General features: G+C 70.7%; 19 protein-coding genes. 13 read left to right on the forward strand and 6 right to left on the reverse strand.

The genetic code is table 11. From position 1 onward, the window contains the following. Positions 1–6 precede the first annotated feature (6 nt). The gene (recJ, locus tag HLA95_RS03570) at positions 7–1,746 is read left to right on the forward strand and encodes a single-stranded-DNA-specific exonuclease RecJ (RefSeq protein WP_255591408.1); all 1,740 of its coding nucleotides are present in this window, start codon (positions 7–9) and stop codon (positions 1,744–1,746) included. Between the two features lie 49 nt (positions 1,747–1,795). Beyond that, entirely contained in the window at positions 1,796–3,241 is a 1,446-nt protein-coding gene (locus HLA95_RS03575; RefSeq protein ID WP_191062140.1) for a TrkH family potassium uptake protein, read from the forward strand. Here HLA95_RS03575 and HLA95_RS03580 read toward each other — a convergent pair whose 3' ends face one another. Beyond that, entirely contained in the window at positions 3,242–4,516 is a 1,275-nt protein-coding gene (locus HLA95_RS03580) for a type II secretion system F family protein (RefSeq protein ID WP_222182423.1), read from the reverse strand. Positions 4,517–4,520: 4 nt separating this feature from the next. Further along, on the reverse strand, positions 4,521–6,203 hold the full coding sequence (locus tag HLA95_RS03585) for a GspE/PulE family protein (protein ID WP_191061496.1): 1,683 nt from the start codon (positions 6,201–6,203) through the stop codon (positions 4,521–4,523). A gap of 369 nt (positions 6,204–6,572) precedes the next feature. Between HLA95_RS03585 and gspD the strand changes: the two genes are divergently transcribed. Together gspD and HLA95_RS03595 are read left to right on the forward strand one after the other, a co-directional pair. After that, positions 6,573–8,711, forward strand: coding sequence for a type II secretion system secretin GspD (gene gspD / locus HLA95_RS03590; RefSeq protein WP_222182425.1), 2,139 nt, complete (start codon positions 6,573–6,575; stop codon positions 8,709–8,711). 26 nt (positions 8,712–8,737) lie between these two features. Next, positions 8,738–9,478 carry a prepilin peptidase gene (locus tag HLA95_RS03595; protein WP_222182427.1) on the forward strand — a complete coding sequence of 247 codons (741 nt, stop codon included), beginning with the start codon at positions 8,738–8,740 and terminating at the stop codon, positions 9,476–9,478. Here HLA95_RS03595 and HLA95_RS03600 read toward each other — a convergent pair. Further along, entirely contained in the window at positions 9,448–9,942 is a 495-nt protein-coding gene (locus HLA95_RS03600) for a hypothetical protein (RefSeq protein ID WP_191061385.1), read from the reverse strand. The genes HLA95_RS03595 and HLA95_RS03600 overlap by 31 nt on opposite strands. Positions 9,943–10,109: 167 nt before the next feature. Between HLA95_RS03600 and HLA95_RS03605 the strand changes: the two genes are divergently transcribed. Next, positions 10,110–11,087: a magnesium transporter CorA family protein gene (locus HLA95_RS03605; protein WP_191061384.1), complete on the forward strand. Its 978-nt coding sequence runs from the start codon at positions 10,110–10,112 to the stop codon at positions 11,085–11,087. Between the two features lie 4 nt (positions 11,088–11,091). On the opposite strand, the gene phnF is transcribed toward HLA95_RS03605, so the two are convergent. Next, a complete protein-coding gene (gene phnF, locus HLA95_RS03610) occupies positions 11,092–11,961 on the reverse strand; it encodes a phosphonate metabolism transcriptional regulator PhnF (protein WP_191061383.1) in 870 nt (289 codons plus the stop codon). Between the two features lie 78 nt (positions 11,962–12,039). On the opposite strand from phnF, the gene phnG reads away from it, so the two are divergent. The 8 genes from phnG to HLA95_RS03650 are packed head-to-tail and all read left to right on the forward strand — an operon-like array spanning position 12,040 to position 18,285. Further along, entirely contained in the window at positions 12,040–12,486 is a 447-nt protein-coding gene (gene phnG, locus HLA95_RS03615; protein ID WP_222182430.1) for a phosphonate C-P lyase system protein PhnG, read from the forward strand. Positions 12,487–12,490: 4 nt separating this feature from the next. Continuing rightward, on the forward strand, positions 12,491–13,075 hold the full coding sequence (gene phnH, locus HLA95_RS03620) for a phosphonate C-P lyase system protein PhnH (RefSeq protein WP_191061288.1): 585 nt from the start codon (positions 12,491–12,493) through the stop codon (positions 13,073–13,075). A 3-nt stretch (positions 13,076–13,078) separates the two neighbouring features. Further along, positions 13,079–14,164 (forward strand): carbon-phosphorus lyase complex subunit, encoded by a 1,086-nt coding sequence (locus HLA95_RS03625; RefSeq protein WP_191061287.1) that lies wholly within the window; start codon positions 13,079–13,081, stop codon positions 14,162–14,164. After that, positions 14,161–15,006, forward strand: coding sequence for an alpha-D-ribose 1-methylphosphonate 5-phosphate C-P-lyase PhnJ (locus tag HLA95_RS03630; protein ID WP_191061286.1), 846 nt, complete (start codon positions 14,161–14,163; stop codon positions 15,004–15,006). The genes HLA95_RS03625 and HLA95_RS03630 overlap by 4 nt, the downstream gene beginning before the upstream one ends. Then, the gene (gene phnK, locus HLA95_RS03635; RefSeq protein ID WP_191061285.1) at positions 15,003–15,785 is read left to right on the forward strand and encodes a phosphonate C-P lyase system protein PhnK; all 783 of its coding nucleotides are present in this window, start codon (positions 15,003–15,005) and stop codon (positions 15,783–15,785) included. The genes HLA95_RS03630 and phnK overlap by 4 nt, the downstream gene beginning before the upstream one ends. A gap of 3 nt (positions 15,786–15,788) precedes the next feature. Continuing rightward, positions 15,789–16,487, forward strand: coding sequence for a phosphonate C-P lyase system protein PhnL (gene phnL, locus HLA95_RS03640; RefSeq protein WP_222182432.1), 699 nt, complete (start codon positions 15,789–15,791; stop codon positions 16,485–16,487). After that, the gene (locus HLA95_RS03645; protein WP_191061528.1) at positions 16,484–17,623 is read left to right on the forward strand and encodes an alpha-D-ribose 1-methylphosphonate 5-triphosphate diphosphatase; all 1,140 of its coding nucleotides are present in this window, start codon (positions 16,484–16,486) and stop codon (positions 17,621–17,623) included. The genes phnL and HLA95_RS03645 overlap by 4 nt, the downstream gene beginning before the upstream one ends. Further along, entirely contained in the window at positions 17,620–18,285 is a 666-nt protein-coding gene (locus HLA95_RS03650; RefSeq protein ID WP_191061527.1) for a DUF1045 domain-containing protein, read from the forward strand. Before HLA95_RS03645 ends, HLA95_RS03650 begins: the two co-directional genes overlap by 4 nt. 13 nt (positions 18,286–18,298) lie before the next feature. On the opposite strand, the gene HLA95_RS03655 is transcribed toward HLA95_RS03650, so the two are convergent. Together HLA95_RS03655 and HLA95_RS28020 are read right to left on the reverse strand one after the other, a co-directional pair. Then, positions 18,299–19,333 carry a lysylphosphatidylglycerol synthase transmembrane domain-containing protein gene (locus tag HLA95_RS03655; RefSeq protein ID WP_222182434.1) on the reverse strand — a complete coding sequence of 345 codons (1,035 nt, stop codon included), beginning with the start codon at positions 19,331–19,333 and terminating at the stop codon, positions 18,299–18,301. Beyond that, on the reverse strand, positions 19,330–20,139 hold the full coding sequence (locus HLA95_RS28020) for an acyltransferase (protein WP_255591416.1): 810 nt from the start codon (positions 20,137–20,139) through the stop codon (positions 19,330–19,332). The genes HLA95_RS03655 and HLA95_RS28020 overlap by 4 nt, the downstream gene beginning before the upstream one ends. Positions 20,140–20,174 lie beyond the last annotated feature (35 nt).

The following is a 20,174-nucleotide window of genomic DNA, read 5'->3' on the forward strand; positions in this document are numbered from 1 at the left end:
CGTCCATTGCTGGATCAGCTGAGCCCCGTCTCGGGCCGACCCTGGCGGGAGCGGCCGGCCGATCCCGACCTCGTCGCCGCGCTGGTCCAGCGCAAGGGGCTGGCGGACGTGGTGGCGCGGGTGCTGGCCGGGCGCGGCATCGGCCTGGACGAGGTCGACCGCTTCCTGGAGCCGCGCCTGCGCGACTTCCTGGTCGACCCCTCTCATCTGGCCGACATGGACAAGGCCGCCGCCCGGCTGGTCCAGGCGGTGCGGGACAGGGAGCCGGTCGGGATCATCGGCGACTACGACGTGGACGGCGCCACCTCGGCCGCCTTGCTCAGCCGCTGGCTGCGTGGGCTGGGCGTCCCGGTGGAGATCGAGATCCCCGACCGGCTCCTGGATGGCTACGGGCCCAACCCGGGGGCGCTCGACCGGCTGCGGCTGGCCGGCTGCCGGCTGGTCGCGTCGCTGGACAGCGGCACCACCGCGTTCGAGCCCCTGGCCCATGCCGCCCTGCACGGCCAGGAAGTGATCGTGGTCGACCACCATGCGGCCGAGGCGGAGCTGCCGCGCGCTTTTGCGGTGGTGAACCCGAACCGGCAGGACCAGGACAGCCCCTGTACCGACCTGGCGGCGGTGGGGGTGACCTTCCTCCTGCTGGTGGCGGCCAATCGTGAGCTGCGCCGCCACGGCCTGGCGGAGCCCGACCTTATGGGCCTGCTCGACCTGGTGGCGCTCGGCACGGTCTGCGACGTGGTGCCCCTGCGCGGCCTGAACCGCGCCTTCGTGCGCCAGGGCCTGCGGGTCATGGCCAAGGGCGAGAACACCGGCCTGGCCAGCCTGTCGCGCGAGGCGAAGGCGCCGGAGCTGCTGGAGGCCTGGCATCTGGGCTTCCTCCTGGGGCCGCGCATCAATGCGGGCGGCCGGATCGACCGCGCCGACCTCGGCGTGCGGCTGCTCACCGAGACCAATGCCGGCGAGGCCGGGGCGATCGCCGCCAGGCTCGACCAGCTCAACGCCAAGCGGCGCCAGATCGAGCGGGAGATCCTGGATCTCGCCGACCGCTCGGTCCGCGCCCAGCTCGACGAGGACGCGCCGGTGCTGGTGGCCTCGGGCGATGGCTGGCACCCGGGCGTGATCGGGATCGTCGCCAGCCGGCTGGTGGAGCGCTACGACCGCCCGGTCTTCGTGATCGGCTTCGATACCGACGGCATCGGCAAGGGCTCGGCCCGGTCCGTGCCGGGCGTGGATCTGGGCCAAGCAGTGATCGCCGCCCGCCAGGCCGGCATCCTGCTCAAGGGCGGCGGCCATCCGATGGCGGCCGGCGTCACGGTCGAGGCCGCCCGGCTGGACGAGTTCCGTCGCCACCTGCTGGACCGGATGCCCGTCCGGACCGCGTCGAGCGGCCAGCGCCGGCCGGTCGAGCTCGATGCGTCGGTCGCGATCGGCGCCTGCCGGCGCGAGCTGGCGACTGCCTTTCAGCAGTTGCAGCCGTTCGGCCAGGGCAACGAGGAGCCCCGCCTCCATCTGGTCGACGCGCGCATCGCCAGCGCCCGCCCGGTCGGCACCGGCCATCTGGCCGTGCGCATCGAGGGCCGGGACGGCGGCCGGGTGGCGGGCATCGCGTTCCGGGCCCTGGAACGGCCGCTGGGCGACCTGCTGCGCAGCGCTGACCGGCCGATGCAGCTGGCGGGCACGCTGAAGCTCGACCGCTACCAGGGCGACGAACGGATCTGCTTCCACATCGACGACGCTGCGGCCTGAGGCGGTACGGAGCCGCCATGGCCAGCACGCGGTTCGACGGTTCCTGCCGATGATCGACGTACGGCCGGTGTTCTATGCGCTGGGCGCACTGCTGTGCATCCTGTCGATGTTCATGCTCGTGCCGATGCTGGCGGACCTGGCCTATGACAGCGACGATGCCGACAGCTTCCTGATCTCGGCCTGCGTCACCGGCTTTTTCGGCGTGGCGCTGGTGCTGGCCTTCCATGTCGAGGACCTGAAGGTCGACCGCCGCCAGGGCTTCCTCCTGACCGCACTCGCTTGGTTCGTGCTCTCGGGCTTCGCTGCCCTGCCGTTCCGGTTCAGCAGCATGGAGCTGAGCTTCGCCGGGGCGTATTTCGAATCGATGTCGGGCCTCACCGCCACGGGCAGCTCGGCAATCGCGGACCTGTCGATCGCCCCGCCCGGCATCCTGCTGTGGCGCGGGCTGCTCAACGCCCTGGGTGGAGCCGGGATCATCGTCGTGGCGCTGGTGATGCTGCCCTTCCTGTCGGTAGGCGGCATGCAGCTGTTCCGCGCCGAATCCTCCGACCGCAGCGAGAAGCTGTTTCCGCGCATCGACCAGATCGCCGGCGCCACCATCGCGGTGTATTCCGGCCTGATCATGCTCTGCGTGTTCGTCTATGCAGCCCTCGGCATGACCACGTTCGATGCGGTGGTCCATGGCATGACGACCGTCGCGACCGGCGGCTTCGGCAACTATTCCAACAGCTTCGCCTCCTACGATGCGCCGATCCTCTGGGCGGCGACGCTGTTCATGATAATTGGCAGCCTGCCCCTGGCGCTGATCGTGCTGTCCCTCAACCGGGGGCCGGGCGTCCTGCTGAAGGACCCGCAGATCCGGACCTTCTTGGCCTTTCTCGGCTGCGCCGTGGTCCTGGTCACTGTCTGGCTGGTCGTGATGGCCGGTGCACCCCTGTTCTGGGCGGTCACCCACGCCGCCTTCAACGTCGTCTCCATCGTCTCCACCACAGGCTTCGCCTCCGACGACTATCTGCAGTGGGGGCCGCTCCCGGTGGTGGCGTTCCTGTTCCTGTCCACGATCGGCGGCTGCACCGGATCGACCACCGGTGGCCTCAAGATCTTCCGCTACCAGGTCATGGCCATGCTGCTGCGCCGCCACCGCAACGAGACGGTGATGCCGCACACGGTCTATGTCCGCCGCTATGGCGAGCGGCCGATCGGCGACGATGTCGTGCGGGCGGTGCTGGTCCTGTTCGCCCTTTACGGCGCCACCGTGATCTGTTTGGCGCTGGGCCTGGCCGCGACCGGGCTCGAGTTCGAGACCGCGATCTCCGGTGCGGTCACCGCCGTCAGCAATGTCGGCCCCGGGATTGGCGACCGGATCGGGCCGGTCGGCAGCTTCGCCAGCCTGTCCGACCTGGCCTTGTGGATGCTCTCCTTCGGCATGCTGGTTGGGCGGCTGGAGTTCACCACCGTGTTCATCCTGTTCAGCCGCCGCTTCTGGCAGGCCTGATCAGCGCACCCCGGCCAGGTCGTTCACCGCGACCACGGCGGCCAGGATCGAGAGCACCACGCCCGCCACGGCGACGCCCAGGCCCACCACGATCACCGGCTCCAGGATCGACAGGATCCGCTGGATCCGCTCCTCGAGCCGGGTCTCGAACCAGCCCGCCGCCTGCTGCAGCGTGGCGCCGAGCCGCCCGGTCTCCTCGCCGATCCGGCACAGGCGGATCGCCTGGGGTGCCAGCAGGCCGGCATCGTTCAGGCAGAGCCAGAGCGGGCGGCCCTGGCGCACCCCGGACAGCGCCCGGTCCAGGCTGGCGGCGACCGCGCGGTTGTTCACCGTGTCGCGGGTGAGCTGCAGGGCCTGGGGCAGCTCCACGCCGCCGGACAGGAGCGAGCCCAGCATCCTCGTGGTCTGCGCCGTGGCGCGGGCCCGCGCCATCGGGCCGATCAGGGGTACCCGCAGGAGCAGGCGGTGGAGGAACCGGCCCCCGGCATCCTGCCGGGCGAGCGCCACCAGGAGGAAGACCAGCACCGCCAGCGCTACCCCGGTGACGAGGCCGTGGGTCTCGACGAACTGGGCGACGGCCAGCGTCACCTGGGTGGAGCCCGGCAGGCTGGCGCCGGCATCGGCGAACAGTGGCTCGAACTGCGGCACCACCACGGTCAGCAGCACCAGCAGCGAGCCGATCGCCACCACGGCCAGCAGGATCGGGTAGGTCATGGCCCCGATCAGCTTGGCGCGCATCCGCTCCTCGCGCTCGCGCAGGGCCGCCAGCTCCAGCAGCGACGAATCCAGGGCACCGGTGGCCTCGCCGGCGCGCACCATGCCGAGATAGGAGCGCGGGAACAGCTTTGGATGCTGGGCCAGCGCGTCGGTGAAGCTCTTGCCGCCCTTCACCTCGCCCAGGAGCTGCTGGATCACCGTGCCCATCTTGCCGAGCGTCTCGTCCTGCCCGAGCGTTTCCAGCGACCAGGCCAGGGTCTGCCCGGCCGACACCAGCGTGGCGAGCTCGCGGGTGAACTGGGTGACCACGGAGCCGCTGATGCCGAACAGGCCGCGCCGGGCGCTGGCCTGGACCGCCGGGCGCGGCTCGCTGCTCCGGGCGGCCGCACCCCGTGGGGTGGCCGCGCGTGCGGCACCCGGCCGGCCCTCCGCCAGCTCGATCGGCACCAGCCCCATCGCCTCCAGCGCGCGCACCGCCGAGGCGCGGTTGGCGCCCTCGACGTCGCCGCTGGTCACTTGGCCGGCCGCGGTCAGCGCCCGGTAGCGGAACGATGCCATGCGCTCAGAACTCCTCGGTGGCGCGCAGCACCTCGTCCAGCGTGGTGACCCCGGCCATCGCCTTGGCCACGCCGTCCTGGAACATGGTGGTCATGCCGCGCGACATGGCATGTGCCTGCAACGCCTGGCTGGGTGCGCGCTCGCGGATCAGGCGGCGGATCTCCTCGTCCACCTCCAGCATCTCGAAGATGCCGACCCGCCCGACGATGCCGATGCCGTTGCACTGCTCGCAGCCATCCGCGGCGAACAGGGTGATGGCGGTGTCCGCCTTGCCGAAGCGCGTCAGCACCGCCGTCTCCTCCTCCGTGGGCGGGTGGGCGCGCCGGCAGTTCGGGCAGAGCTCGGCCACCAGGCGCTGGCCCAGCACCCCGCGCAGCACCGATGCCAGCAGGAACGGCTCGACCCCCATGTCCAGCAGCCGCCCGACCGCACCCGCGGCACTGTTGGTGTGCAGGGTGGAAAGCAGCAGATGGCCGGTCAGCGCGGCGTTCACCGCGATGTCGGCGGTCTCGCCGTCGCGGGTCTCGCCGACCATGATCACGTCCGGATCGTGCCGCACCACGCTGCGCAGGATCCGGGCAAACCCTAAGTCGATCTCGGGCCGGACCTGGATCTGGGTGACGCCCTCCACCTGGTACTCGACCGGATCCTCGATCGAGATGATCTTGTCGGTCACCGCGTCGAGCTGGCGCAGCGAGGTGTAGAGGGTCGTGGTCTTGCCGCTGCCGGTGGGGCCGGTGACCAGGAACATGCCGTGCGGGGCGGCGAGCTGGCGGCGGATCGCCGCCTCGATCGCGGCCGGCATGCCGAGCTCGACGAAGCTGGGCGCGTCCTTGTCGGTCTCGAGCAGGCGGATCACCACGCTCTCGCCATGGACGGACGGTGCGGTCGCGACGCGCAGGTCGAAGCGGCGCTGGTCGACCACCACCCGGGCCCGGCCGTCCTGGGGCAGGCGCCGCTCGGCGATGTCCAGCCGCGCCATGATCTTGATGCGCGAAATCACCGCAGCCGCCAGCCGCGCCGGGGGTGCCCCGATCTCGCGCAGGCGGCCATGGACGCGGAAGCGCACGCGCAGCCGGTCGCGGGCGGGCTCGACATGGATGTCCGAGGCACTCATCCGCACCGCGTCCGAGAGCACTTGGTTCACGAAGCGGATGACCGGTGCGGCCTCGGCCTGGTGCTCCAGGCTCTCCTTGTCGTCCGGCATCTGGTCGAACAGGTCGCCGCCGGCTGCGGCCCGACCGATCTCGTCCAGCGACGGCGCCTCGGCGCGGACCGACTTCGCGATCGCCCGCTCCAGCTCGTCATAGGCCATCACCACCGGGACCACCCTGCGCCGCGTGGCGATCGCCACCGCGCGCATGGTGGCGTTGTCGGTAGGATCGGCCATCGCCAGCCAGACCGTGCGCTCGTCGTGACGGATCGGCAGGGCGCGGTTGGCCTCGAGGAAGCGCGGGGCGAGCTGGCCGCTGAAGAGCTGCTCCTTCGGCACCGCGTCGGCCGTGGCGATCTCGACATTGTAGAGTTCGGCCACCGCGCGGGCGAAGCCGGCGGGCGTCATCAGGCCGCTCTTGGCCAGGAGTGCCGGCAGAAACTCGCCGGCCCCGTTCGACTGCTCGCGCAGCCGGGCGAGGTCGGCCGCCACGAGCCGGCCGGATTCAACCAGGCGTGTCAGTATGAGGTCCATTTCTGTCTCTTCCCGGCAACACCGTCCGACAGGTGATACCCGGCCAGGGCTATCCCGCGTTGATTTATATGGTCTGCCCGATCACACGACCGCGTGTCAAAGCCGTGACGTGTCCTGCCGTGACTTGACGGGGCACAACGTGACCGGCACTACCTTTGGTGGAGACGGCCAGGTTGAAGCCGGGGGGTGGAAATGGTCGCTCACGCACCCATGACACGGTTGAAAACCAGACGGACAATGATGCCGAACGTGGCCAAAGATCGTGCGAGCCGAAAGCTTGTGCGGAATCTGCTGTACGTAAGTCTCGCGACATTGCTCGTCAGCTGTGCCTCCGACCAGGCTGGTCGGCAGGCCTCGATCACCGATCGGGTGCGTGACCTCGACTTCGCGCCGCCGCCCGAGGAGCCGGCCCTGTCCCAGCAGCCGCTGGATCTGGGGGTCAGCCGGGGCGCGCCGCCGCAGGCGCGCATCTACCGGGCCGAGGATACCACCCAGCAGCGTCCGACCTCGCCCGGCGCCGTCGTCAGCCCCGACGGGGCCGGCGTGCAGCTCAATTTCGAGGGTGCCGACCTGCGCGAGGTGGTGCGCACCATCCTGGGCGACGTGCTCCAGGTGAACTACACACTGGACCCGGCCATCCAGGGCTCGGTTACCCTCTCCACCTCGGCAGCGATCAGCCGCGAGGACCTGCTGGCCACGCTCGAGACCGTGCTGCGGCAGAACAACGCCGCGCTGGTGCAGGAAGGCGGCGGCTACGCGGTCGTCCAGATGCAGAACGCGGTGGGCCGGGCAGGCGTGGCCCAGCTCGGCGAATCACCGACGCGCGTCGAGCCCGGCTATGGCGTCACCATCATCCCGCTGCGGCACGTCCCGGCCATCACCGCCCAGGAATTCGCCCGGCCGCTGATCGCCAACCCGGACGACCTCCGGATCGACATGTCGCGCAACCTTATGCTGGTCAGCGGCACCGCCCAGGAGCGGCAGACCGTGGTCGACACGATCGCGGATGTCGACGTCGACTGGCTGGCCGGTCGCTCGGTCGGCATCTTCCCGCTGGAGAACACCACGCCGGAAGCGGTCATCCCGGAGCTGGAGGCGATCTTCGGCGTGCGCGGGGCCGCCGCGGCCCAGGACTTCACCGCCTATGAGGGCATGCGCTTCATCCCGATGCAGCGCCTGAACGCGGTCCTGGTCGTGTCGAGCGACACGGACGGGGTCGAGCGGGCGCAGGACTGGGTGGAGCGGCTGGATGCCGGCAGCAGCGTCGGCACCCAGCTCAACATCTACCAGCTCCAGTACACGCCGGCCGCGGCCATGGCGGCGACGCTGGCCGCGGTGATCGCGGAAGGCGGCGGTGCACTCGGCCAGCCGCTCGGCACCACCCAGGCGCCCGGCAGTGCCGTGGACAGCGGCCAGTTGCCGAACGTCGACGCCGGCCAGCAGCCCGACCTGGCGCTGGCCGATGCGGCGCAGCTCGATTTCGGCGGTACCGCCGCTTCCGGCCTCGCCGGCCCGCAGGGGCTGCAGCAGGTGAAGATCGTGCCGAACGAGACCAACAACACGCTGGTCATCCGTGCCACCCCCGACATGTACCGCATGATCGAGGCGACCGCCCGGCGGCTCGACACCCCGCCCGGCCAGGTGGTGATCGACGCCACCATCGCGGAAGTGCAGCTCAACGACCGCCTGCGCTACGGCGTGCAGTATTTCTTCGAGAACGGCGACTTCCGGTTCGGCTTCGTGTCGGGAACGACCGCCCGGCCGCGCAACGCCATCCCGGGCTTCAGCTTCCTGTTCAACAGCGGCAACGACCAGATCATCGCGCTCGATGCCCTCTCTTCGGTCACCGACGTGCGGGTGATGAGCGCGCCGACCCTGGTGGTGCAGGACAACAAGGAAGCGTCGCTCAACGTAGGCGCGGAGGTGCCGGTCACCATCCGGCAGGCCGAGGGTGACGATACTGATTCGCGCACGGTCAACACGATCCAGTACCGCGAGACCGGCGTGATCCTGACGGTGAAGCCGCGCATCAGCGGCAACGGGTCGGTGGCACTGGAGATCTCCCAGGAAGTCTCCAACGTGGTGCAGGCGGACTCCGAAGAGCAGAACCTCACGCCCACCATCAACCAGCGCAAGATCCAGACCGCGGTGTCGGTGCGCTCCGGCCAGACCGTGGTGCTGGGCGGGCTGATCGAGGACGGCGAGGAGCGCCAGCGCAGCGGCATCCCGCTCCTGTCCGACCTTCCTGGCATCGGCGACCTGTTCGCCAGCAACAACCGGGTCGGCCGGCGTACCGAGCTGATCGTGTTCCTGACCCCGCGCATTGTGCGGGACGCGCAGGACGCGGCGACCATCAGCCGCGAGATCCGCGACCGGATGCGCGGGATCACCGGCGGCTTCAACTCCAGGCCGATCGTGCCGGGTCCGGTGGAGCGCGGCACGATCCGCGGGCTCAGCCCGGATGCGTCGCTGGCACCGGAAGCTGCCGCCGACCAGGCCCGCGGCTGAACCGGCTCGTCCTGATCACTGCCGTCATGGGTGCCGCCGGCGCCTGTGTCGGCAGCTTCCTCGCCACCGTCGCTCGCCGCTGGCCGCAAGGTGCCGCCGCGGCCTGTGCCGGCCGCTCGGCCTGCGACCATTGCGGCACGACGCTGCAGGCCCTGGACCTGGTCCCGATCGTCAGCCGTCTCCTGCTGCGCGGCCGCTGCCGCCATTGCGGCGGACCCATCCCGCTGGTGGAGACCTGGGTGGAGCTGGCCGCTGCCCTGGTCGGGGTGACCGTGGTGCTGCTGGCCGGGCCTTCGAGCTGGCCCTGGCTCCTGGTGGCCGGCTGGCTCCTGGTGCTGCTGGCCGCCATCGACCATCTCCACGGCATCCTGCCCGACCGCCTGAACCTGGCTCTGCTCCTGGCGGGCCTGCTCTCGCTATGGTTCGACCCGGCAGCACCATCGCTGCTGGACGCGCTGCTGGGTGGCCTGGTCGCGGCCGGCGCATTCGCCGCCATTGCCTATGGCTATGAAGCCGTGCGCGGCCGCAGCGGCCTCGGCGGGGGTGACGTCAAGCTGATGGGTGCCATCGGCCTGTGGGTCGGGCTGGTGCAACTGCCCTGGGTGGTGGTGCTGGCCGCAGGCGGGGCGCTGCTGGCCGCCTTGCTGCAAGGCCGCGGCCGCTTCGATGGCGGGCGGGAGATCCGGTTCGGGCCCTGGCTCGCCGCGGCCGGCTTCGCCCTGACCCTGCTCGGCCGCTACTCGGTCATGGACGGGTCGAGCATGTAGTCGTCGACCCCGCCGTCCAGCGGCACGGGCGGCATCTCCTCCTCCGGCAGCGGCTCCTCGTAGTCCTCTTCCTCGCCATAGTCGGGAAAGTCCTGGTCGGGCGCGGGCGAGGTGACCGGCGGCGCCGCCCCGGACGGGCCGAACACCACGACCCGGCTGATACGCTCCCGGTCGCCGATCCGGTCCATGAAGATGGCACGGTCATGGCCGGCCAGGATCCAGTTCAGCAGCTCCAGCGCGCTGCCGGTGCGGCTGCCGGTCAGGCGCGCCTCGCTCGGCCGCACCATCCGCACCGTGAAGCCGAACCGTTCGCTGAGCGCGCTCACCGCCTCTTGCAGCGGGGCATCCTCCAGGTCGAGCCGGACACCGTCCGCCTGATCCTCGATCGTGACGGACTGGGCGTGGGCCGGGGCCGGATGAAGCGCGGGACCCAGGAGCAGGGCGAGCAGGAGGAGGAGCCGCAAGTGCAGAAATTCCCCTGATGGAAGTGTTGCCGAGCGGCTCCTATAGCCGCCCCGGCGGGTCGTTGGAACCGGCCCAGGGTGGGGCCCCCGCGGGCGGCTTGACAAGGCCGGCAATGCTGGCGGACAGGGGCTCCGCCCCACCTGCCAGACCGGAGGCGATGCCCGCCATGATGCGCCTCTACCTCGCCACCGGCAGCTCGGTCGAAGTCATGCAGGGTGTGTGCGACGAGGCCGTCCGCAGCCGGGTGATCTGGATCGACCTGCTGGAGCCCAGCCCGGCCGAGGTGCGGTTCGTCGAGGACATGCTGAGCATCGACGTGCCCACCCGCGACGAGATCGTCGAGATCGAGGCGTCCTCGCGGCTCTACGAGGAAGCCGACGCCCATTTCATGACCGCGATGCTCCTGTGCCGCGCGGAGAGCGAGAGCCCGGAGCTGACACCCGTCACCTTCATCCTGGTGGGGCCGCGGCTCGTGACCCTGCGCTATGCCGACCCGCTGCCGTTTCGGACCGCCGCCGCGCAGATCCAGCGCAACCCGCTCGCCTGGAACTCGGGCGAAACCGTGTTCGTCGGCCTGCTGGAGGCGATCGTCGACCGGCTGGCCGACATACTGGAAGCGATCGGCGCCGATCTCGACCGGGTCAGCCGGGAAGTGTTCACGACCGATGCCAAGGAGGCGGCGCGGCAGGCCCGGGACTACCGGCAGCTCCTGGCGCGGGTCGGGCGCGACGGGCTGATGATCGGCAAGTCGCGCGAAAGCCTGGTGAGCCTCGGCCGGCTGGCCGCGTTCGTGACCACCGCCTTCAAGGCCAAGGATCGCAAGAACCTGCAGACCAGGATCAAGACGATCAGCCGCGACGTCATCTCGCTCTCGGACCACGCCTCCTTCCTCACCAACAAGGTCACCTTCGCGCTCGACGCCATCCTGGGCCTGGTCTCGATCGAGCAGAACGGGATCATCAAGATCTTCTCGGTTGCGGCCGTGGTGTTCCTGCCGCCCACCCTGGTCGCCAGCATCTACGGCATGAACTTCGAGGTGATGCCGGAGCTCGGCTTCGATCTGGGCTACCCGATGGCGCTGGTGCTGATGGTGATATCGGCGGTGGCGCCCTACCTCTATTTCAAGCGCAAGGGCTGGCTCTGAGCGTTCAGCTGCCGACCGTGAGCGTCACCCGCTCGCCGGCCCAGACCGTGCAGTTGTAGGCGAGCGGCTCGCCCGCAGCACTCTGGTCCAGCGCCTCGGTCACCAGGACCGGCCGCTCGCGCGGCTGCTGCAGGTCCAGCGCCTCCTGCGGGGAGGGCAGGCGCGCATGGATCCGGGTCCAGGCGCGCTGGTAATCGGCATGGCCGGCTTCAGTGAACAGGGCGGTGATCGAGGGATCGGCCGTCAGGGCCGCAAAGGCGTCGGCAAACCGCGCCGCGGCGAGAAAGATCGTGCCGAGTGTGAGCGGCAGGCCGTCCGCCGAGGCCAAGGTGCGGTGGCGCAGGCCGGCCGTTCCAGCTGGCACGCCGAGCAGTGCCGCGACGGTCTCGTCCAGTGCGATCCGGTCGAGCGCCAGGGTGATGCGGGACGGCAGCCGGTCGCGGCTCGCCAGGTTGGCGGAGAACCGGGTCCGCGGGCCGATCGGATAGTCGATGGGCGGCCGGTCGACGAAGGTCCCGCGGCCCTGCTCGATGCGCAGGATGCCGCGCATCGCCAGGGCCTTGACCGCATGGCGCACGGTGTGCCGGTTCACTCCGAACTGCCTGGCCAACTCGGGCTCCGGAGGCAGCCGGCCGGACGGGCCGAAGGCACCGGCCAGGACGGCCTGCTCCAAAGCACTCTCGATCTGCCGCCAAAGCGCCACGCCCTGGCCGCGGGCGAGGCTGCCGGGCTCGGCAGCGGGCGGTGCCGTGATCGGGTCGGGCAGTGGCGAAGACAAGGGCTGGACGTCCTGCGGGCTCGGGCGGATGCGGGTCGAGGCTAGGCGGGGCAGGGACCGGCCGTCCAGCCCGGGACAGATCGGACACTCCGTCATGATCCGGTCACGCCCAGGTCGTTTACATCTGCCGGCGATCGGCTAACTTCCCTGAAGATTCATCTAGACGTTTAGACCATGACCGAGCTTCCTTCCCTGCGGGTACGCTGGTTGCAGGCCCTGGCGCTGGCCAGCGACGCCGAGGCCGAACGTTTCGGCCAGAGCTTCGGCGTGGGCGATGCCGCGTTCGAGCTGCTGCGTGCCCCGGAAGTGGGGCTGGTGATGGCCAGGGGCCGGGCCGGCGGTACCGGGACGGCCTTCAACCTGGGCGAGGTGACGGTCACCCGCTGCGCGGTCCGCTCATCCGGCGACCGGATCGGCATCGGTTGGGTGCAGGGCCGCCGGCTCGAGCGCGCCCGCCTGATCGCGCGCCTGGATGCCCTGCTGCAGTCGGCGCCATCCAAGGCGGTGGACGCGGCGGTGACGGAACTGGAGGCGGCACGCGCCGAGCGGCAGGCCGCCACCGCGCGCAAGGCCGGGGCCACCCGCGTCGAATTCTTCACCCTGGTGCGCGGGGAGGACTGAACCGATGGGCAGGATCGCGGCGGGCCTCGCGGATCCGGTGCATGATGCGCAGATGCAGTTCCGCGACCTGCTCTGGGCGATGAGCCGGCCGGGCTCGGTGGTGGTGCTGCGCGGCGGACTGCCAGCACCTCCGGAGCCGCTGGTGCCGGCCGCCTATGCGCTGCTGCTGGGCCTGGTCGACGGGGAAAGCCCGGTCTGGCTGGATGGTGACCATCCGGATGCCAGCCGGTCGATCCGCTTCCACACTGGTGCCAGCATGGTGGCGGAGCCCGGGCAGGCAGCGTTCGCGGTGGTGACCAGGGCATCCGGCCTGCTGCCGCTGGAGCGCTTCGCCCAGGGCAGCCACGATTATCCCGACCGGAGCTGTACCGTGATCCTCCAGGTGGACCACTTGGCCGCCGGTGCCGGGCTGAAGCTGCGCGGCCCGGGCATCGCCGGCACGGCCCGCCTCGAAATCGGCGGCGCTCCCGAAGGCCTCGTCCCGGGCCTGCAGGCGAACCGCCGGCGCTTTCCCTTAGGGGTGGATCTCGTGCTGGCGGCTGGGCGGTCGATCGCCTGCCTGCCGCGCAGCACCGACGTGGAGGCCTGAGCCATGTATGTCGCGGTCAAGGGCGGCGAACGGGCGATCCGCAATGCGCACCGGTGGCTGGCGGAGGAACGCCGCGGCGACCCGGACCTGCCGGAGCTGGATCCCGCCCAGTTGCGCGAGCAATTGGCGCTGGGCTGCGACCGGGTCATGAACGAAGGCTCGCTCTATGATCCGGATCTGGCGGCCCTGGCGCTCAAGCAGGCGAGGGGCGACACGGTGGAGGCAGCCTTCCTCCTGCGCGCGTTCCGCACCACCCTGCCGCGCCTCCTGAGCTCCGTACCGGTCGAGACGGCAGGCATGCGGGTGACGCGGCGGGTCTCGGCGACCTTCAAGGACATCCCGGGCGGCCAGATCCTGGGCCCCACCTTCGACTACACCCACCGGCTGCTCGACGAGACGCTGGGCGGGACCGATGCCGAGATCGCGCCGGCTGCCGTGGCGGAGCAGCCGGTCGATCCGGTCGTGCCGCGCGTCCTGGACATCCTGGACGCGGACGGGATGATCCAGCCGGAACCCGCGGCAGCGGAGGGCGAGCCCACGGACCTCACCCGCGAGCCGCTCCTGTTCCCGGTGGGGCGCGATGCCTGGCTGCAGAACCTGGCCCGCGGCGACGAGGGCTTCGTGTTCGCGCTGGGCTACTCGACCCAGCGCGGCTTCGGTTCCACCCACCCCTTCGTGGGCGAGCTGCGGGTCGGCACGGTCGACCTAGTGGTCGAGCCGGAGGAGCTGGGCTTTCCGATCGTGATCGGCGAGGTCGAGCTGACCGAGTGCGAGATGGTCAACCAGTTCCTGGGCTCGAAGACGGAGCCCCCGCAGTTCACCCGCGGCTATGGGCTGGTGTTCGGCCACCAGGAGCGCAAGGCCATGGGCATGGCCCTGGTCGACCGGGCGCTGCGCAATGCAGCGGACGGCCAGGAGCAGCGCGGGCCGGCCATGGACCAGGAGTTCGTGCTCTACCATTCCGACAACGTGCAGGCTTCCGGCTTCGTCGAGCATCTGAAGCTGCCGCATTATGTCGACTTCCAGGGCGAGCTCGAGACGATCCGCCGGATGCGCGAGGCAGCCGCCCGGGAGGAGGGTGGGGAATGAGCGGCGCCTACAACTTCGCCTACCTCGACGAGCAGACCAAGCGGATGCTGCGCCGAGCACTCCTGAAGGCAGTGGCGATCCCGGGCTACCAGGTGCCGTTCGCCAGCCGCGACATGCCGCTGCCCTATGGCTGGGGAACCGGCGGCATCCAGGTGACCGCTGCCGTGCTCGGCCAGGACGACGTGCTGAAGGTGATCGACCAGGGGGCGGACGACACCACCAACGCGGTGAGCATCCGCGCCTTCTTCAGGAAGACCGCAGGCGTCGCCACCACCGAGCGCACCGCGGAGGCCACCGTCATCCAGACCCGCCACCGCATCCCGGAACGGCCCCTGCATGCCGGGCAGATCCTGGTCTTCCAGGTGCCGATCCCCGAGCCGCTGCGCTTCCTGGAGCCGCGCGAGCGGGAGACCAGGCGGATGCATGGCTTGGCCGACTATGGCGCCATGCACGTCAAGCTCTACGAGGACGTGGCGCGGATGGGGCGGATCACCACCTCGTTCGCCTACCCGGTCAAGGTGGCCGGACGCTATGTGATGGACCCCTCGCCGATCCCGAAGTTCGACAATCCCAAGCTGCACGACTGCCCGGCTCTCCAGCTCTTCGGCGCCGGCCGGGAAAAGCGGGTCTATGCGATCCCGCCGCACACCACGGTCGAGAGCCTGGATTTCGAGGACCATCCGTTCGAGGTGCAGCGCTGGGACCGGCCTTGCGGCCTGTGCGGCTCGACCGACTCCTACCTGGACGAGGTGGTGACCGACGACCAAGGCGGCCGGCTGTTCTGCTGCTCGGATACGGATTTCTGCCGGGAGCGGCGGGACCGCATGGATGAGGGGCGATGAGCGCGCACGACCTGCCGCTGCTGGAGGTCCGCGACCTCGCCAAGTCCTATGGCGGCCTCCAGGCGTTGAAGCCCACTGGGTTCGAGCTTTGGCCGGGCGAGGTGCTGGCCATCGTCGGGGAAAGCGGCTCGGGCAAGACCACGCTCTTGAGCTGCCTGGCTGGCCATGTGCCGGCGGATGGCGGCAGCGTCCGGTTCCGCCTGCGCGAGGGGACTGGTGTCGACCTCTTGCAGATGGCGGAGGCGGAGCGGCGGCTGCTGGCGCGGACCGAGTTCGGCTTCGTCCACCAGAACCCGCGCGACGGGCTCCGGCTGAACATCTCCGCCGGCGGCAATATCGGCGAGCGGCTGATGGCGGCGGGCTGGCGGCATTTCGGCCGGATCCGTGGCGAGGCGCTGGCTTGGCTCGACCGGGTCGAGATCGACCGCAGCCGGATCGACGACCTGCCGCGCGGCTTTTCCGGGGGGATGCAGCAGCGTCTGCAGATCGCCCGCAACCTGGTGACCCGGCCGCGCCTGGTCCTGATGGACGAGCCGACCGGCGGGCTGGACGTGTCGGTGCAGGCGAGGCTCCTGGACCTGCTCCGCCGGCTGGTCGCGGAACTGGACCTGGCCGTGGTCATCGTCACCCACGACCTGGCCGTGGCCCGGCTCCTGTCCCACCGGATGCTGGTGATGCGCCAGGGTCAGGTGGTGGAGCAGGGCCTCACCGACCGCGTGCTGGACGATCCGCAGCATCCCTACAGCCAGCTCCTGGTGAGCTCGATCCTGGCGGCCTGACCGATGCAGCCTTCCCTGATCGCCGAGGGCATCGGCAAGACCTTCACCCTGCATCTCCAGGGCGGTGTGCGGCTGCCCGTGCTGGCGGGGCTGGGCTTTGCGGTCCGGCCCGGCGAGTGCGTGGTGCTGGAGGGCCCCAGCGGGGTCGGCAAGTCGACCGTGCTGCGCGCGATCTACGGCTCCTACGGCGTGGACCGGGGCCGGATCCTGATCCGCCATGACGGGGCGATGATCGACCTGGCGACTGCCGCGCCGCGCCAGATCCTGGCGGTGCGGCGCCGCACGCTCGGCTATGTCAGCCAGTTCCTGCGCGTGGTGCCGCGCGTGCCGACGGTGGAGGTGGTGGCCGAGCCGCTGCTGGCGACCGGCTGCGCGCGGGAGCCGGCGCTGGAGCGGGCACGCAGCCTGCTGGCCCGCCTCCGGCTGCCCGAGCGCCTGTGGGACGTGCCCCCTGCGACCTTTTCCGGCGGCGAGCAGCAGCGGGTGAACCTTGCCCGCGCCTTCGTTCATCCCTACCCGGTGCTGCTGCTCGACGAGCCCACCGCCTCACTCGATGCGAAGAATCGGGCGATCGTGGTGGAGCTGGTGCGCGAGCGGCTGGCAGAAGGGGCGGCGATGCTTGCGATCCTGCATGACCGGCAGGCGCGCGATGCGATCGCCACGAGGATGGTCGAACTGGCAGGGGTGGATCGGGCCACATGAGCGATTTCGTCGTCACGAACGCACGGATCGTCCTCGAGCACGAGGTCGTTCATGGCAGCTTGGCGGTGGCGGGCGGGAAGATCGCCGCGATCAGCGAGGGTGGCTCTGCCCTGCCGGGCACGGTGGACCTGGACGGCGACTGGCTGCTGCCCGGCCTGGTGGAGCTGCACACCGACAATCTCGAGCGCTGCTTCGAGCCCCGGCCCAAGGTGCGCTGGCCGGCCGATGCCGCGGTCCTGGCCCATGACGGGCAGTTGGCACAGGCCGGGGTTACCACGGTGTGCGACGCGATCTGTGTCGGCATCTATGGCGAGAAGCGCGAGCGGCTGGAGCTGATGGAGCAGTCGCTGCAGGCGATCGAGCATGCCAAGGGGCGCGGCGCGCTGGCCTGCGACCATCTCCTGCACCTGCGCCTCGAGGTGGCCGACCCGAACGTGGTGGCGCTGGCGGCCCCGCTGGTCGACGAGCCGAGCCTGAGGATGATCTCCTTCATGGACCACACGCCCGGCCAGCGGCAGTGGCACGACATCGAGAAGTACCGGCAGTTCCAGATGGGCCGCAACGGCACGTCGCCGGCCGAGCTCGAGGCGCAGATGGCCGAGCGCCTAGCGCTTCAGGCCCAGTATGCCGAGCGGCACAAGCAGGAACTGCTGGAGCTGTTCGCCCACCGCAAGCTGGTCAAGGCCAGCCACGACGACACCACGGTGGAGCATGTCGAGGAGGCCGCGCGCGACGGCTTCACCGTGTCGGAGTTCCCGACCACGCTGGCGGCGGCCCAGGCGGCGCGGCAGCACGGCATGATCAACGTGATGGGCGGGCCGAATCTCGTGCTGGGCGGCTCGCAGTCCGGCAATGTCGGTGCCGCGGAACTGGTCGAGGAGGGGCTTCTCGACTGCTTCTCTTCCGACTACGTACCGACCAGCCTGCTCACTGCCGCCTTCCTCATGCATCACCGCCTGGAGCGCACGCTGACGGAAGCGGTGGCGACGGTGACCGCGACGCCGGCCCGGGTGCTGGGCCTGGCCGATCGTGGGCGGATCGCAGTGGGGCTGCGGGCCGACCTGGTCCAGGCCCGCGAGGTGGGGTCGGCGGTCCGGGCGATGGCTGTCTGGAAAGAAGGGCGGAGGATCGCTTGACCGCGCGCTATGCGCTCTACTGGTGCCCCGACCCGGCCTCCAATCTGTGGCGCTGGGCCTGTCGCTGGCTGGGCCGCGACCCGGTTTCCGGGGTGGAATACCAGGGCGATCCGGCCCTGCGGCCCCTGGTGGAGGCGCCGCGGCGCTATGGCTTCCACGCGACCCTGAAGCCGCCCTTCCGCATGCGTGCCGACAAGGACCCGCGGAGCTTCATGGCTGCGGTCGAGGAGTTCGCCCGGGTGCGCGAGCCGTTCACCGCACCGCCGCTGCAACTGGCCGAGCTCGACGGCTTCCTGGCGCTGGTGCTTTCGGGCCCCAGCCCGCGCATGGACCGGCTCGCAGCCGACTGCGTGCGCGGCTTCGACGTCTATCGGGCACTGCCCGACGAGGCCGAGCTGGCGCGGCGCCGGGCGCGCGGGCTGGACGCGATCGAGGAGGCGAACCTGCGCGCCTGGGGCTACCCTTACGTGCTGGACCGGTTCCGCTTCCACCTGACGCTGACCGGCCAGGTCCCGGTCGACCCGGGCGTGCGCGCGCGCCTGGAAAGCGACACGGCCTCGTTCTGCCAGCAGCCGCTGCGGGTGGACGCGGTCACGGTGTTCGAGGAGCCGGAGCCGGGCACGCCGTTCCGCGCGGTGGCCCGCTTCCCGTTCCTCGGCTGAGCCCAGGAGCCGGCTAGCGGCGCCCCGGCGCCACGCCGCTTTGCAGGTAGAACCAGCCGCCCGGCAGGGTGCCGAGCAGCGACAGCACCAGCACCATGATCGACAGGGTGAAGGACTGCTCAGGCGGGATGCCGACCAGGCCCAGCAGCGAGATGAACGCCGCCTCGCCCACACCCAGGCCGCCCAGCGAGATCGGCACCATCATCACGAGCGAGACGATCGGCACCACCACCATGTAGGTCTGGAAGCTAGCATCGATGCCGATGGCGGCCCCCGCCACCGCATAGGTCGCCACCCGGAAGAGCTGGAAGAACAGCGCCATCGCGATGGCGCCGGCCAGCATGAGCGGCTGGTGGCGGTACTCGTCCAGGCGCAGATAGAGTTCCTCGATCTTCGCCCGCACCGGCGCCAGCAGCCTGCCCGGCAGGAGGCTCAGCGACAGGCGGCGGGTCGGGCCGATCATCAAAGCGAGGCTGCCCAGCGCCAGTGCCGCCAGCGCCGCCCAGGCGAACTGGCCGATCCAGGCGGGAAAGCCCGCATCGGAGAGCAGGAGGCCCAGCACGACCAGGACCACCAGCGCGCCCAGCGCCAGGACGCGCTCGACGATCACCGAGGACAGGGCCAGGGCCAGGTCGGCCGTGTGCCGGGACAGGCCATAGACCCGCACCGCCTCGATCCCGACGCCGGCCGGCAGGAAGCTGCCGATGAAGTTGCTGACGAAGGTCAGCCGGGCGAGCGGCGCGAAGCTCACGTCGACATGCTTGCCGCGCAGCAGCATGTACCAGCGAAAGGCGCCGAGCAGCCGGTCGCCCACCGCCATCAGCGCCACCAGCAGGACCAGCCAGGGATCGGCATTGGCCAGCACCGCGAAGGCCTGGGCCGGCTCCACGAGATGGAGCAGGTAGGCCAGCATCAGGAGGCTGACCGGGATCCGCAGCCAGCGCAGCGCCCGTTTGGCCAAGCCCTTCACGCCGCCGGTCGCGCGGGCAGGGGGGCTGCCGGCCGGATCGGGTTCGGCCAGGTCGGGCTGGGCGATCGGCAGGGTCACGGTTCGGCTACGGCGGCAAGGGCCTCCACCGGCGTCTCTTCCGGGCGGCGCAGGCGGTGCAGGCGTGCCGGCACGCCGGTGACGATCGCGTAGTCGGGCACGTCGCGCGCCACCAGGGCGCCGGCACCGATCACGGCACCCTTGCCGACCGTCACGCCGGACAGGACGATGGCGCCCGCCCCCAGCCAGCAGTCCGGCCGGATCACCACCCGCCCGGCGAGGCCCGGCTGGGTGCGCATCGGCTGGTCCAGGCGGCGGTCGGTCAGATAGGTGCCGCCGCCGATATAGCAGTGGGCCGCCAGCATGGTGTCGTCGCCGATCTCCACGCCGCTGCCGGCCATGATCGTGCAGCCATTGCCGATGCTGACCCGGTTGCCCAGCCGCAGCGGACCCTCGGCGGCGACCACCGTGCAGCCCCGGCTGATCAGCACGTCGTCGCCCAGCACGAAGCCGCCGACCGACGCCACCTTGGCATCCAGCAGCGTGTCGTCGTCGACCAGCAGGCGCGCACCAATCCGCATCTTCAGGGGCTGACGAAGCACCACGCCCCGGCCGAACACCGCACTGCCGCCGCACTCGTGGAACAGGCGCTTCCAGAACAGCTTGCGGAAGGCCAGGCCCAGCGCACCCGGCAGGGCACCGCCGAAGCCCACCACCAGCTCATGCTGGATCAGCTTCAGCCAGGACCGGCTGCCGACCATCATGTCCTGGTAGGTGGCGATCGCACTGCCGCCCTCCAGGCGGGTGGACAGGGTGCTGCTCAGCAGGGCGCTGTCCGGGCGCTGATCGGTGCGGTCTGGGTCCATGGCCTCGGGTTCGTTCGTGCAAAATGCGGTGTGGG

The organism is Geminicoccus harenae (assembly GCF_019800005.1).
In the GTDB taxonomy this organism is placed as follows: Bacteria; Pseudomonadota; Alphaproteobacteria; order Geminicoccales; family Geminicoccaceae; genus Geminicoccus; species Geminicoccus harenae.